This window comes from Thioclava nitratireducens (assembly GCF_001940525.2).
In the GTDB taxonomy this organism is placed as follows: Bacteria; Pseudomonadota; Alphaproteobacteria; order Rhodobacterales; family Rhodobacteraceae; genus Thioclava; species Thioclava nitratireducens.
The window spans coordinates 3487770-3501387 of the sequence record NZ_CP019437.1 but is presented as its reverse complement, the minus strand read 5'-3'; the positions used below and the strand labels follow the sequence as shown (position 1 = coordinate 3501387).

General features: G+C 65.8%; 17 protein-coding genes. 14 read left to right on the top strand and 3 right to left on the bottom strand.

What is annotated here, in order from left to right; translation table 11 throughout:
* The first annotated feature begins 16 nt into the window (after positions 1-16).
* From BMG03_RS16705 to BMG03_RS16690, 4 genes are read left to right on the top strand one after another with little or no spacing between them, the layout of a single operon-like run.
* A complete protein-coding gene (locus tag BMG03_RS16705; protein WP_075774038.1) occupies positions 17-1063 on the top strand; it encodes an aldo/keto reductase in 1047 nt (348 codons plus the stop codon).
* The gene (locus tag BMG03_RS16700) at positions 1063-1413 is read left to right on the top strand and encodes a hypothetical protein (protein ID WP_075774039.1); all 351 of its coding nucleotides are present in this window, start codon (positions 1063-1065) and stop codon (positions 1411-1413) included. Before BMG03_RS16705 ends, BMG03_RS16700 begins: the two co-directional genes overlap by 1 nt.
* Positions 1401-1916, top strand: coding sequence for a lipocalin family protein (locus BMG03_RS16695; RefSeq protein ID WP_157771604.1), 516 nt, complete (start codon positions 1401-1403; stop codon positions 1914-1916). The genes BMG03_RS16700 and BMG03_RS16695 overlap by 13 nt, the downstream gene beginning before the upstream one ends.
* Entirely contained in the window at positions 1913-2815 is a 903-nt protein-coding gene (locus tag BMG03_RS16690; protein WP_244270963.1) for a DMT family transporter, read from the top strand. The genes BMG03_RS16695 and BMG03_RS16690 overlap by 4 nt, the downstream gene beginning before the upstream one ends.
* Here BMG03_RS16690 and BMG03_RS16685 read toward each other — a convergent pair.
* Positions 2812-3519 carry an NUDIX hydrolase gene (locus BMG03_RS16685; RefSeq protein ID WP_075774040.1) on the bottom strand — a complete coding sequence of 236 codons (708 nt, stop codon included), beginning with the start codon at positions 3517-3519 and terminating at the stop codon, positions 2812-2814. The genes BMG03_RS16690 and BMG03_RS16685 overlap by 4 nt on opposite strands.
* Positions 3512-3913 (bottom strand): DUF983 domain-containing protein, encoded by a 402-nt coding sequence (locus tag BMG03_RS16680; protein WP_075774041.1) that lies wholly within the window; start codon positions 3911-3913, stop codon positions 3512-3514. The genes BMG03_RS16685 and BMG03_RS16680 overlap by 8 nt, the downstream gene beginning before the upstream one ends.
* Positions 3914-4110: 197 nt before the next feature.
* Between BMG03_RS16680 and BMG03_RS16675 the strand changes: the two genes are divergently transcribed.
* The 4 genes from BMG03_RS16675 to BMG03_RS16660 all read left to right on the top strand — a co-directional run bounded on the left by BMG03_RS16675 (position 4111) and on the right by BMG03_RS16660 (position 6589).
* On the top strand, positions 4111-4989 hold the full coding sequence (locus BMG03_RS16675) for an EF-hand domain-containing protein (RefSeq protein WP_167733400.1): 879 nt from the start codon (positions 4111-4113) through the stop codon (positions 4987-4989).
* A gap of 94 nt (positions 4990-5083) precedes the next feature.
* On the top strand, positions 5084-5668 hold the full coding sequence (locus tag BMG03_RS16670; RefSeq protein WP_075774043.1) for an RNA polymerase sigma factor: 585 nt from the start codon (positions 5084-5086) through the stop codon (positions 5666-5668).
* A complete protein-coding gene (locus tag BMG03_RS16665) occupies positions 5661-6083 on the top strand; it encodes a hypothetical protein (protein ID WP_077701307.1) in 423 nt (140 codons plus the stop codon). Before BMG03_RS16670 ends, BMG03_RS16665 begins: the two co-directional genes overlap by 8 nt.
* Positions 6083-6589: a periplasmic heavy metal sensor gene (locus BMG03_RS16660; protein WP_075774045.1), complete on the top strand. Its 507-nt coding sequence runs from the start codon at positions 6083-6085 to the stop codon at positions 6587-6589. Before BMG03_RS16665 ends, BMG03_RS16660 begins: the two co-directional genes overlap by 1 nt.
* Positions 6590-6692: 103 nt before the next feature.
* On the opposite strand, the gene BMG03_RS16655 is transcribed toward BMG03_RS16660, so the two are convergent.
* The gene (locus BMG03_RS16655) at positions 6693-8087 is read right to left on the bottom strand and encodes a diguanylate cyclase (RefSeq protein ID WP_075774046.1); all 1395 of its coding nucleotides are present in this window, start codon (positions 8085-8087) and stop codon (positions 6693-6695) included.
* A gap of 143 nt (positions 8088-8230) precedes the next feature.
* On the opposite strand from BMG03_RS16655, the gene BMG03_RS16650 reads away from it, so the two are divergent.
* The 6 genes from BMG03_RS16650 to BMG03_RS16625 are packed head-to-tail and all read left to right on the top strand — an operon-like array spanning position 8231 to position 13593.
* On the top strand, positions 8231-8509 hold the full coding sequence (locus BMG03_RS16650; RefSeq protein WP_075774047.1) for a DUF3572 domain-containing protein: 279 nt from the start codon (positions 8231-8233) through the stop codon (positions 8507-8509).
* Between the two features lie 46 nt (positions 8510-8555).
* Positions 8556-9260, top strand: a complete 705-nt coding sequence (locus BMG03_RS16645; protein ID WP_075774048.1) for an HAD family hydrolase — start codon at positions 8556-8558, stop codon at positions 9258-9260.
* 53 nt (positions 9261-9313) lie between these two features.
* Positions 9314-11047, top strand: coding sequence for a DUF4153 domain-containing protein (locus BMG03_RS16640; RefSeq protein ID WP_075774049.1), 1734 nt, complete (start codon positions 9314-9316; stop codon positions 11045-11047).
* A gap of 60 nt (positions 11048-11107) precedes the next feature.
* Entirely contained in the window at positions 11108-11719 is a 612-nt protein-coding gene (locus BMG03_RS16635) for a heme NO-binding domain-containing protein (RefSeq protein ID WP_075774050.1), read from the top strand.
* Positions 11719-12948, top strand: coding sequence for a GGDEF domain-containing protein (locus BMG03_RS16630; RefSeq protein WP_075774051.1), 1230 nt, complete (start codon positions 11719-11721; stop codon positions 12946-12948). Before BMG03_RS16635 ends, BMG03_RS16630 begins: the two co-directional genes overlap by 1 nt.
* Positions 12949-12975: 27 nt before the next feature.
* Complete coding sequence (locus tag BMG03_RS16625; protein ID WP_075774052.1) at positions 12976-13593, top strand: nicotinate-nucleotide adenylyltransferase; 618 nt, start codon at positions 12976-12978, stop codon at positions 13591-13593.
* The last annotated feature ends 25 nt before the right edge of the window (positions 13594-13618 follow it).

The following is a 13618-nucleotide window of genomic DNA, read 5'->3' as shown; positions in this document are numbered from 1 at the left end:
CAGAGGGGGCGCGGGAATGCGCAAGCTGGAACTTGGTCAAAGCGGGATCATGGTGTCCGAGATATGCCTCGGAACGATGACTTGGGGCAGCCAGAACACCGAGGCCGAGGGCCACGATCAGATCGACTTCGCGCTCGACCGCGGGATCAATTTCCTCGACACCGCGGAAATGTATCCGGTGAACCCGGTCAAGGCCGAGACTTTGGGCCGGACCGAGCAGATCGTGGGCACTTATCTGGCCAAGCGCGGCAAGCGCGACGATCTCGTGGTGGCGACGAAGATCACCGGCGAAGGCTCGCACGCGATCGAGGGAGGCCCGGTAATCAGCCCGACCCGGATCCGGCAGGCTGTGACGGACTCGCTGACCCGGCTGCAGACGGATTACATCGACCTCTACCAGTTCCACTGGCCCAATCGCGGCTCCTATCACTTCCGCAAGACGTGGCGCTTCGATCCGTCGAAGCAGCCCTCGAAGCAGGAGGTGCTCGACGATATGAGCGCCTGTCTGGAGACGCTCGAGGCGCTGCGCCAGGAAGGCAAGATCCGCGAATTCGGTCTGTCGAACGAGAGCGCCTGGGGCACCGCGCAATGGCTGGCACTGGCTGCGGCGGGTAAGGGGCCGCGCGTCGAGTCGATCCAGAACGAGTATTCGCTGATGTGCCGCTATTATGATCTCGATCTCGGCGAGCTCGGCCAACAGGAGAAGGTGACGCTGCTGGCCTATTCGCCGCTCGCGGCCGGTATCCTGACGGGCAAATATTCCGGCGACGTGATCCCCGAGAATACCCGTCGGTCGCTGGTCAACAATCTCGGCGGGCGGGCCAATCCGCGCGCTTTCGAGATCGCGGACCGCTATGTGGCGCTCGCCAAGGAGTTCGACCTGCACCCGGTCACGATGGCGATCGCCTGGGTGATGAGCCGTCCCTTCCCGGTGATCCCGATCGTCGGCGCGACTTCGGTCGACCAGCTCAAACCTAACCTCGACGCGGAAGGGGTGGAACTGCCGAAGGAGCTGCTCGACAAGATCGCGGAGCTCCATAAGCACTACCCGATGCCCTATTGATGCGGGCGGCGTCGATCCTTCTGGGTGCCGCACTCGCCCTCGCGGCCTGCAAGCCTTTCGGCACCACGGACGGGGGCGATACGGCAGAGCAGCTGCCGCTGGTCGGGCAGGAAAAGATCGATGCCGGTAAATTCGAATGCGTCGCGCGCGGCGGCAACTGGGTCGCGCGCGACGGGGCGTTCATCTGCGTGAAGATGACCTCCGATAGCGGCAAGAGCTGCCAGGCGGGCAGCGAATGCGAGGGCGAATGCCTCGCGCGCTCCAAGACCTGCGCTCCGGTAACACCGCTTCTGGGCTGTAACGACGTGATGAGCGAGGCGGGCTACCCGATGCAACTATGCGTGCAATGAGCTGGGCGAAGATCGCCGCACTGGGCGGCATGCTCGCGCTGACCCTCGCGGGCTGTGGGCCTCAGCCGGAGACCGCCTCGCTCCGCAAGCGGGGGGCGCTGATCTCTTCGGCCTCGCTGTTCGATCCGGAGCGGTTCGGCGGCGAATGGCATGTGGTCGAAAGCGGGGTTCCGGGTTGCACTGGCACGCAGAACTGGGCTTGGGACGGCAAGAGTGCCTATCGCCTGCGCGGCACGAATTGCGCAATTACACCGGCTGCCGTCGACGAGACGGTCACGCTCACCGGACCGGGCGGGCGGCTTCTGGCGAAGGACGCGTTCGGCGGTGAGCCGATCTGGGTGCTCTGGGTCGATTTCGATTATCGGGTGGCTGTGCTCGGCACGCCGTCGGGCCGTTGGGGGATGATCCTGTCGCGGCAGACCCCGCCCCGGCCCGATCTGATCAAGGCGGCGCGCGACGTCATGGACTTCAACGGCTATGACATGACGCGGGTCGGCAAGTGACCGACGCGCCGGCGCATCTCTGGGTTTGGGTGACGCTGTTCGCGGCCGCCGTGCAGACCATCCGATTCATGCTGCAAAAGCTGTTGGCGGGAGCGCAACTCTCGGTCGGTGGCGCGACGTTTTCACGCTTCCTGTTCGGCTTCCCGCTCGCGGCGGTGACGGCGCTGGGCTTTCTGGCGGCGACCGCCACGCCATGGCCGCATCTAAGTGGCCCTTTCTGGGGTTTCGTCATAGCGGGCGGCGCGGCGCAGGTGGCGGCGACCTTCCTGACGGTCGCGCTGTTCGGCTTGCGCAACTTCGCGGTGGGCGTGGCCTTCACCAAGACCGAAACGGTGCAGGTCGCCCTGTTCTCCGCGATCATCCTTGGCGAGTTCGTCGGACCCATCGGCTGGATCGGAATTGCGATCGGGTTGGCGGGGGTGCTGTTCCTGACCAAGCCGCCCGAAGGCGGCTTCAACCCGCGTGCGGCGCTTTACGGCGTGGGGGCAGGGGCGCTGTTCGGCCTGTCCTCGATCTTCTATCGCGGCGCGACGCTGGAGCTTGAGCCGCTCGACTTCTTCGCTCGCGCCATCGTCGCGCTGGCCTGCGCGACCTTCGCGCAATCGCTCGGCATGGGGCTGTATCTGCGGTTGCGCGAGCCGGGCGAATTGACCCGCGTGTTCGGCGCGTGGCGGCGCACGGTGCTCGTGGGGATCACCGGCGTTCTGGGCTCGGCGGGCTGGTTCACTGCCTTCTCGCTGCAAAACGCGGCTTTCGTGCGCGCGCTGGGACAGGTGGAGATCGTCTTCACGCTGCTTGCCTCGGCGCTGGTCTTCCACGAGCGGCTGCACAAGCGCGAAGGGGTGGGCATCGCGCTCGTCGTGGTGTCGCTGATCGTGATTGTGCTGGCGGGGCGTTAGAGCCCGATCCGCCGGAACTCCGATCGCGATCCACGATTATCGAAGAACGGCACCGAATGCGGCGCGCCAAGCGCGTGATCGGTGGTGATCAGCGCCGCGATCTCGGCCAGCACGACTTCGGTGATGAACGGTAGGTTCAGCGCGCGCGCCTCCGGCAGGGGCACCCAATGCAGATGCGAGAGCTCGTCGCAGGCCCGCGAGAAATCGTCGAGATCGCCTTGGATTGCGTCCGCGTCGATGAGGAAAAACCGTGCATCGAAGCGGCGCGGACGGCCTGGCGGCGTGATCGCGCGGAACACGAAACGCAGATCGGCCGCCGAGGGCAGAAAGCCCAGATCGGCAAAGCCCTGCCAATCGGCGGGCACCGCGCCGGGCCAGGCGTTTTTCTCGCCCAGCACGAGCCCGGTCTCTTCCCACAACTCGCGGAGGGCGGCGGCGGCGAGGGCCGCACCGATCCCTTCGGGCGCATCGGCCTCGAGCCGCGCATGATCGGGCGCGGGCAGCGGAGACGCGAAGGGCACCTCCCAATCGGTAGCGTCGAGCGCACCGCCCGGAAAGACGTATTTCGAAGGCATGAACGCGGCCCCAGCGCCGCGCTGACCCATTAGCACACGAGGAGCTGTCGTCCCGTCACGGCGCAGGACGATCACGCTCGCCGCATCGCGCAGCGCAGTTTTGTCCTCCGAGGGCTTGGTGTCAGTCATGAACGATCTCGCCCTCGCCGAAACCATGCATCCGGCGCGACCATTGGATGCCTACCAGCATCCCTTTCATCAGCGGCAACAGGATCGCCGAGAGCACCATCGACCCGATGCCGAAAATCCAGATCATCTCCCACGGGCCGGGACGGAAAGCGATGAAATAGGCCGCCATCATCGGGATCGCGAGATGGCCCACGATCAGGATCGTCAGATAGGCCGGGCCGTCATCGGCGCGCTGGTGCGAGAGGTCCTCGCCGCAGGACGGGCAAGTGTCGCGCACCTTGAGATAGCTGTGCAAGATCCGCCCCTTGCCGCAGGCCGGACAGAGACAGCGCAGGCCTCGCCCGATCGAGCGGCCCAGCGGGCGGTCATCGTGATATTCGTCATGCGACTGCATTGCGCTCTCCCTTGTGGCGGTCTCTCTCCGCCCGTTTGCCGGGCAGTATGGCGGCAGCCGGAGCGGATGGAAAGTCCGGCGGGTCTATCACGGGTGTGTGAGATTCGCGACGGAATGCTGCGCGTGCCGCGTTGGGACAGACATCGACGGCGCGAGACGTGCCGTGGGAGCGAGAACAGGAGTTTCTTATGAAAGTCATGAACAGGCAGACCCTCGTCGCGGCGATCCTCGCAGGGAGCGCGATCACCCTCGCAATGCCGGTGGTGGCGCAGAACCAGACCGGCAACCAGATGCAGGGGCAACAGGCGATGCCGGGGAAGGGGCCAGCTAACGGACCGGGTAACGGTCCCGGCGCTGGCCAAGGTAATGGCCCGGTCAACGGTATGGGGCAGACCATGCAGCCCGGTGCGATGGACGGTCGGGGCGGACGCGGCTTCGGCTTCGACATCAGCCGTTTCGACAGCAATGGCGACGGTCAGGTGACGATGGACGAGATTCAAGCCAAGCGCACCGCCGACGCGCAGGCGCTCGACGCGAATGGCGACGGCATGGTCTCGCAAGAAGAACTCGTCAATTTCGAGATGGCGAAGGTCAAGACCCGCATCGAGGCCCGCGTGAAGGCGCGTTTCGCTGCGCAGGACAGCAATGGCGATGGCGAGTTGTCGGCCGCCGAACTGATGGCCCACCCGATGCCGACGCGCATGTTCGAGAGGATGGACCGTAACGGCGACGGGGCGGTCAGCGCCGACGAGATGCAGATGGCCAAGAGGTTCATGCAGCGGATGCACGACCGCTACGAGCATGGCCGGAAGGGCAAGGGCGATCACCATGGGTACGACCGCATGGGCAAAGGGGATCGCTACGGCCATGACCGCATGGGCTGGGACGACGACCGCGACGAATATGGCCCCGGCTATGGCCGGATGATGCTAGGGGATGGTCCGATGGGGCAGGGCCCGAACGGTCAAGGCCCTCAGGGCACGCCGCCGATGCAACCGGGCAGCGGTGCTGGCCAAGGGCAAGGTCAGGGGCCGGGCAACGGTCCGGCCGACGGCTCGGGCCGATCCGCGAACTGAGTTTCGAGCAGTACAAAGAGCCGGGGCGCAGCAGTGCGCCCCGGTCGCATGTCAAATTGCATGCGTAGGGAAAGCAGGCTAGGCCTTTGACGGAATGACGATGGCACTGGATGCGATGAACGAGGCTTCGGACGAGGCTCTGCTGGAGCTATACGCGCAGGGCGACCCGGCGGCAGCGCGGGCTTTGACGTTGCGCTTCGGGCCGTTGGCCTACCGGCTCGCTTATCGCTATCTTCGCGACGCGGCCGAGGCCGAGGATGTCGCGCAAGAGGGGCTTTTGCGGCTCTGGAAGATCGCGCCGGAATGGCGGGCCGGCGAGGCCAAGGTCTCGACATGGCTTTACCGGGTGGTTGCCAATCTCGCGACGGACCGGCTGCGCAAGCGCCGCGGCGTGGGGTTGGACGAGGCGCCCGAGGTGGCCGATGACCGGGCGAGCGCTCTGGACGAGTTGATCGCGCGCGACCGCGTGGCGGCGCTGGAAGCCGCGCTGGAGCAATTGCCGGAACGACAGCGGATCGCGGTGACACTGCGACATATCGACGGTTTGTCCAATCCCGAGATCGCTGCCGCGATGGAAACCGGCGTCGAAGCCGTAGAAAGTCTGACAGCGCGGGGAAAGCGCGCTTTGAGCAAGCTGCTTCGGGGGCAGCGAGAGAAATTGGGGTTTGGCGATGACTGACAAACGCATGGATCGCGAGCCGGACGCATTCGACGACGCGGCGCTGGAGCAGCTTTTCAGCGAAGCGCGCGCGGCAGGCGGGGCCGAGCCAGGCGAGGGCTTCCTTGCCCGGGTTTTGGCCGATGCCGAGGCGGAGCAAGCAGCCTTTGCGCGCCAGGCCCCGGCGGATGGGTCCGAAGCACCCGATGTCCTAGCCGGTATCTGGGACGCGCTTCGCGGCGCGTTCGGCGGCTGGGCCCCGATGGGCGGCCTCGTCACGGCGGCGCTGGCCGGGGTCTGGATCGGCTTTGTGGGCGCAGACGAGATCGGCGCGCTCAGCCCGTTTTACGCCAGCAGCACGACCGAAAGCCTCGGCACGGTCAACCTGCTACCCGAAGGCGATACCTTCGCCTTCGTCGATGAAGGAGGGTTCTGATGGCGATTGCCGAGACGCGAAACGGCCGGGGGTTGCGTTGGGCGCTGATAGCGTCCGCGGTGCTGAACCTGCTGCTGCTGGGATTTTTCATCGGCGGCTGGCTTGGCCATGAGCGGCATCCGCCGCGCCCGGTCGTGGGCGATGTCAGCCTTGGCGCCTTCACCGGAGCTCTGAGCCCCGAAGACCGCGACGCGCTGCGCAAGGCGGCGCAGGCGCGTGGCTCCGAATTCCGCGACATGCGGCGGCAGGCGCGCAGCGATATGGCGGCGCTGATCAGCGCGATCGACGCGGAGCCGTGGGATCGCGATCAGGTGGCCAAGCTGCTCGAGCGGCACAAGGCGCGGACCGTGCAGCGGGTCGATATCGGCGAGCGGCTGATCCTCGACAGGCTCGACGCAATGAGCCCGGCGGCCCGCCACAGCTTCGCCGAGCGTCTGCGCGAGGGCGCGGCGCGGTTCGACCGGCACAAGAAAGACCGCGACAGGGATCGTCAGGACAAGCCTTGAGGCCGGTGCGATGGCCGGCGCGTCGGAGTTGGCCGCTAGCTGAAATGGTGAAGAGTTTCGGCTCGTCTCATCATCATGCGTGGCGTGATGCTGTTTGCAGGCGTCACGCTGCGTTCGTGTGAGGGGCGAGCGAGACCTGGTTCCGGCCGCTTCCCTTGGCGCAGAGAAGGGCTGCATCGGCCTCGTCGATAAGATGCTGTGGGTCGTCGCGACGGGTGCCGCCGAATGCGAGGCCGATCGAGATCGTGGCCTGCATTTTGCTTCCGTCCGGAAGCGTGATTGTCGTCTCCTCGATATCACGTCGGAGCCGTTCCGCGATCCGATAGCTCTCATCGAGCGAGCTGTCCGGCAGCGCCACGAGAAACTCCTCGCCGCCGATGCGCCCGATCAGGGCGACGTCGCGGAGGCTGCGGCGCAGATGGCGGGCGATATTGGTCAGCACCTCGTCCCCCGCGCCGTGGCCATAGGTGTCGTTCACCGATTTGAAGCGATCGAGATCGAGCAGCATCACCGCGTAGCCGCGGCCGGTGCTGCGCGCGCGTTCGGACATGCGAGCCAGATGCGCATTGACGTAGCGGCGATTGTGGAGCCCGGTCAGCGGATCGACCAGCGCGAGACGCAAGCCTTCATCGACCGAGAGGCGAAGTTGATCGGAGAGCTGCTTGCGGCGCAGCTGCGCGCCGATCCGGAGTGCCGTTTCCTGTGCTGCGAGTGGCGTGGAGATATCCGAGGGCAGAAGGTCGTCCGCCCCTAGATCGAGCGCGCTCGCTTGCGTCTCCGAGGCTTCGGGCATGCACGCGATCAGGATCGCTGCGTGGCGCGTTTCTGGATGCGAGCGCAATTCCGACATCAGCCGCAGCCCGTCCCCGCGATGCACGAGATCCGCGCCGATCACGAAGAGATCGGGGGGGCGGCGCGCGGGGTCGCCGCCGCAGGGCTGTTCGTAACTGGTCAACAGGATCCGACTGGCCTCGAGCCGCGGTGCGAGCGCGGCTTTCCAGCGCATCCCCTCGGTCGGGTCGGGGGCGATCATCGCGATCCGGGCGGGAGGTGCGAATTCATTCGCGGCCTCGGCGAAACCGAGTGCCCGGCAGGTTTGTTCGCGCAGGGCCGAATCCTCGTCGCCGGCATGGGCGCGGATCAGGCTGCGCAGACGTGCGAGCAGCACGAGTTCGTCGAAAGGTTTGACGAGGACATCGTTCGCCCCGGCCGCCAGCAGCGCCACGCGCAGCTCCGGAATGTCGCGCTGCGTCATCGCGATGATCGGGATGCGCCGTGTCTGTGGATCGTTCCGCAGCCGTTTGATGACAGCCTCCCCTGTCATGTCGGGCAGGGTGATGTCGAGCAGGATCAGGCGAGGCCGTTCCGTTGTGGCGAGGGCGAGCGCCTCTGCTGCGCTCGCAGCTTGCAGCGTGTTGTAGCGCGCACCGGTCAGCTTCGCCTTCAGCACGATGCGATTGGTCGCCACGTCATCAACGATGAGGATAGTTCCCGGCATTCCAGGCTACTCCTTACAACCTCTTGCGTCCTCCGGTTTGCGGCAGGGCGATCGCGAATGCGCGAGCTTCTGGACGCGCCTTTTCTTGACCTTAGCGATCTATAGGTTAACAAAGCGTTTCCCCTGACAGAGAAGGATCCGCCATGCGGCAAGAAAACGCTCACACGCTCGCATTGCAGACCCTCGGTTGGCTCGTCAGCCGTGAAGAGTTGATCGGTGCATTCCTCGCCAATTCCGGGGCGAGCGCGGATGATTTGCGTGCGCAGGCGAGCGATCCGGACTTCCTCGCAGGGGTTCTCGACCATGTCCTGCAGGACGATCAGGTGGTTCTGGATTGCGCGCAGGACCTCGGGGTGCAGCCCGAGGCGCTGATGCAGGCCCGCGCGGTTCTCGGGCGCGGCGATCTGCGCCACTGGACCTGACGCCCCGCTTTGGGCAATCTGCCCGCAAAGGGAGGGCGGATCGCAGATGGCAGGCGGCAAGATACGGGCGGTGCTGTTCGACAAGGATGGCACGCTTTTCGATTTCGACGCGACATGGGGCGCTTGGGCGAAGCTGCAGATCGAGGCGTTGGCCGAAGACACCAGTCAGGCCGCGCGGCTTGCCGAGGCGATCGGGTTCGACCTCGAGCGGGTGGAGTTCGAGCCGCACTCGCCGGTGATCGCGGGCACGGTCCGGGAGGCGGCAGAATTGTTGCTGCCGCATCTGCCGGGGCGCACGCTCGACGACCTGGTAATCGAGCTGGAGCGCGCAGCGCATGATGTGCCGCTGGTGGAGCCGGTGCCGCTGAGCAAGCTTCTGTCTGATCTGCGCGCGCGCGGGTTGCATTTGGGTATTTGCACGAACGACGCCGAGTCCTCGGCGCGCGCGCATGCGGCGCAGGCGGGCATCACCGATCTTTTCGACCTGATCATCGGCTATGACAGCGGGCATGGCGCGAAACCCACGCCGAGCCCGCTTCTGGCCTTTGCGGACTCGCTCGGTCTGGACCCGGCGGAGGTGGTGATGGTCGGAGACAGCCAGCATGATCTGCACGCGGCGCGCGCGGCGGGGATGATCGCGATCGGCGTATTGAGCGGGCCAGCGATGCGGGACGATCTTGCTCCGCTGGCCGATGCCGTGCTCGATCATATCGGGGGGCTTCCCGACTGGCTCGCTCAGCGCGCGGGCTGACGAGACGCGTCGGATGCGCGCGAGAGCCTCGCGCAAGGACAGGAGAGGGACGCATGCAACTACGTTTGCAACATATTCTGCTCGGGCTACTGGCGGGCGTGTTCTTCTGGGCTCTCGATAGCGAGTTGCAGACGGCGCTGCCGCTCGACGCCCACGGGCAATTCGGCGTCTCGGTTCTGGGAACGGTGTTCTTCGCGACCGCGCTGGCGATGCTGGGCGAGATCGGCTGGCGCAAGGCCTTCGGTGCGGCGGCGCTGATTGCGATTCCGGTCGCGCTGCTCGGCTGGTGGGCATCGCTCGGCTATTCTCCGACCGAGTCGCTGGCGGGATTCATGCCGTTCGAGATGCTCGCGCTCGCGGTTCTGGCGACGCTGCCGATGCCCTTCGCGATGGCCGTGGCGCGGGGTGGCGGTCTCGCGTGGAACGACTATCCAGCGCTGTTTCTTCATGCATGGAATATCGTCGTGCGCTATGCCGCCGCGTGTATTTTCCTCGGGATGGTCTGGCTCGTCCTCTATCTCTCGGCGCGCCTGCTCGAAAGCGTAGACCTCGATTTCCTGCGTCAGCTTCTGCGCCAGAAACTATTCGCCTTCTCCGTGTCGGGCGGCATTCTCGGGCTCGGGCTGGCGGTGGTGACCGAGTTGGAGGAGATGATCTCTCCTACCCTCATACTGCGGCTTCTCAGGCTGTTGTTGCCGCCCGTCCTGCTGGTCGCCGTGATCTTCGTGGCCGGGTTCATTGCGCGCCGCGGGCAGGTCTCGCTGATCGGGTTCTCGCAAATCGAGACGCTGCTGGCGATGGCCGTGGCCGCTGTGACGCTGATCTCGATCGGCGTGGAGCGCGACGATCACAGCGCAGTGCGGGCCCGGGTTTTGCGGCTGTCGGCTCAGGGGCTGGCGCTGGCGCTGCCCGTGCTGGTCGGCGCAGCGGCCTGGACCGGCTGGCAAAGCGTCACGGCGCAGGGCTGGACGCCAGGGCGCGTGGCGCAGGCAGTGCTGATCGTGCTGCTCGCGGGATATGCACTGGGATATGCCGGCTCTGTCCTGCTGGGGCGCGGCTGGATGGCGCGCCTGCGGCGGATCAATATCGCGATGGCGGGCGTGCTGTTTCTCGCGGCTCTGGCGTGGCTGACGCCAGTGCTGGATGCGAATGCCATCGCCGCGCGCTCGCAACTGGCGCTCTATCGCGACGGGCGGATCACTGCGGGGGCCCTGCCGCTCTACGCCTTGAAAAACCAATGGGGGCTTGCCGGGCAGTCGGCCTACTCGGAGCTGGAGGCCCAAGCCGGTGATGATCGAGCGCTCGCGACCGCCTTGGCGCGTCTGCGCCCGTCGGCGGATGGGGGCGAAGGGGATAGTGCTGCGCGCGCCCAGTTGCGCCGGGATCTCGTGCTGCCGCCCGGAGCAACGCCGCCCGAGGATGCGTTGCTCGATGCGATCCGCGCGCGGGCTCCGGAAGTCGCGTCGGGGCTTTGCGCCTCTGGCGAGGGCGCGGCGGCGAACTGCGCTCTGATCGAGGCCGATTTCCTGAAAGATGTACCCGGCGACGAGGCGATGGTCCTGCTGCATCTGCCCGATCGCGATGCGATCTACGTTCTGCGCCAGTCGGATGGCGCTTGGGATTCGATCGGGTGGGGTAGCGTGGTCGACGCGCAGGGCGAACCGCGCTTCCGCGTCGATCTGGCACCTGTCATCGCCGCCATCAAGCGCGGCGAGATGAAAGTCGTCCCAAGCGGGATCATGTCGCTCGAGGCCGGTGGGCTGCGCCTGTTGCCGCTCTCGCGCTGAGCCGAGCGATTTTGGAGCTTTGTTAACTTCTCGTCGCTAGCGTGGCGGGAAGGAGGGCACATGCTCGGCTTGATCAACCGCTCTATCGAAAACTTCCTGACCGACACCCACGGGGCGGCGCTCTGCGCGCGTGTTAGGCGGTGCGCGGAGCTGCCGAGTGAAGGCTATGAACCGCTGCTGCAATATGCCGATGCGCAAACCTTGCGGCTGATTGATACCGCTTGCGACGCGTTGGGGCGTGAACGGTCCGAGTTGCTCGAGGACCTTGGTGCGCATCTGTGCACGCGCGAAGCCGTGCGGCGCCTGTTGCGCTATGGCGGGTGCGATTACCGCGGGTTCCTGAATTCGCTGAACGAGTTGCACGACCGCGCGCGAATGGCGTTGCCCGATCTCGAGCTGCCGCATCTTCATCTTGTTGCCACCGAGTCGGGCCAGTTTCGTCTTCGCGTCATCGGGGACGTGCCGGGCTGGGGGGCGGTGCTGGCGGGTATTCTGCGTGCGATGGCAGATGACTATGGCAGCCTCGCGCTTATTGAAATGCCGCAACGCAGGGCAGGCCGCGACCCGCGGATATTCGAGCCGGCGGAAGAGGTGGTGAGAATCCAACTGCTCGACGCCGCCCATGCCGAGGCGCGTCAATTCGCCCTAGCGCACATGACTGGAGAGGTGTGATGGGCGCACCGGCCAAAACCACTGTTGCCCCGAGGGCTGCACCGACTGTGCCGCCGCCTGACCGGGGCGGCCAGGCCTATTGGCTGCCCCTCCTGACCGGGCTTTTGCCGATGTTTCTCTGGATAGATGAGCGGGCGCGCATCCTTGGCGTCGGCCGCACGTTGCGCAAAGTGCTCGGTGTGCCCGAGGCGCAGATCCTCGGCGCGCCGTTCACACGATTTTTCGCGGTCGCGCGACGAGGGGCGACAGGTCGTCTTTGCACGGACACCTTGTGCAGGAATTGCGAGACAAGCGATTGCGATGGTCAGGCCGGTCGCTGCGGGCGTTCGCTTGGTGCGCTGATGGCGGAGGAGGTACTGCATGTCACCCTGCGCATGCATCCTAAGGTGAGCCTGCGTGGCGCGCTCGTCAGCCATGTGGGGCTATCTGCGCAGACATCTGCAGGCGCGACTGCGGGCGATATGCTCCTCAATTTCAGCTTCGGTATTCACCTGCGTGAACTCGTGGCGGAGTTCGACCTGACAGAACGCGACTTCTCCGCCGCGGATCTCGCGATGGAAATGCTTTACCTGGAAGAAGCCAAATCGCTCGTGATGGAAGAATTGCGAGCCTTGACCGGGCGGCTCGATCAGGCCCGCAAAGCGGCAGAGAAACAGGCGCTGACCGATCCGCTGACGAAACTCGCCAACCGCCGCGCAATGGCGCAGGCGCTTGCGCAGGCAGTCGATCACGCGACGAATGACGCGGCGCATTTCGCTTTGCTGCAGATCGACCTCGACCACTTCAAGGCGATCAACGACAGTCGGGGCCACGCGGCAGGGGATTACGTGTTGCAACTTGTGGCCCGCAACCTGTGCGGAAGCGTTCGCGAGGACGATCTTGTTGCGCGCATGGGCGGCGACGAATTTCTCGTGCTGCTGCGGGGCGCTCCGAGTTACGCGGAGGTCAGAGCTCTTGCGGCGCGGATTATCGAACAGATCGAGACACCGAAATGGTATCAGGGCCAGGAGTGCCTGGTGTCCGGATCGGTCGGCGCGGTTTCGTCACGCGACTACGAGAAGCTTGTGATCGGGGCGCTGCAGAGCGATGTCGACCGGGCAACCTATGCGGCGAAGGCAGCAGGGCGCGGATGCCTTCGTTTCGGGTCGAGATCGTCCGAAAAGGTTGATCGCAGGCGCCCGCGACCGCCTAACTCGGCGTCTGATACGCATAAAACGCTCTTTTCCTGACCGGTCGCCTTCGGGTAAGGGCAGCGCATGAGACAAGGTTTCCCATTTGCCCGCGCCGGACAGCGCATCGGTCTTCTGGGCGGGTCGTTCGATCCTGCGCATGAAGGTCACGTGCTGATCACGCGCGAGGCGCTGCGCCGTTTCAACCTCGACCGGGTCTGGTGGGTCGTGAGCCCCGGCAACCCGCTCAAGGCGCATGGGCCTGCACCGCTCGATCAGCGGATCGCGAGTGCACGGGCCATCCTCGGGGGAAACCCTCGGGTCGTGGTGACAGATATCGAAGCGCGGCTCGGTACCCGCTACACCGCCGACACGATCACCGCGCTGCGTGCGCTCTATCCCGGTGTGAATTTCGCATGGCTGATGGGAGCGGATAACCTCGTACAGCTCGATCGCTGGGACCATTGGCGGACGATCATAGAAAGCGTGTCGATCGGCGTTCTGGCGCGTCCGGGCTGGCGGATGCCGGGCCGTTGGGCGCGCGCGGCGCGCATCTATGCGCAGGCCGAATTGCCCGCGGTTGCCTCGCAGCGCCTGCTCGACGGGCCAGCGCCACGCTGGTGTTTCGTAAACATCCCGATGTCGTCGATTTCCTCCACGGAAATTCGCGAGAAAGGCGGCTGGGGGGCATCGACGCCTGCTTGAAGACGGCGCAGGGCGCGCTACGCTC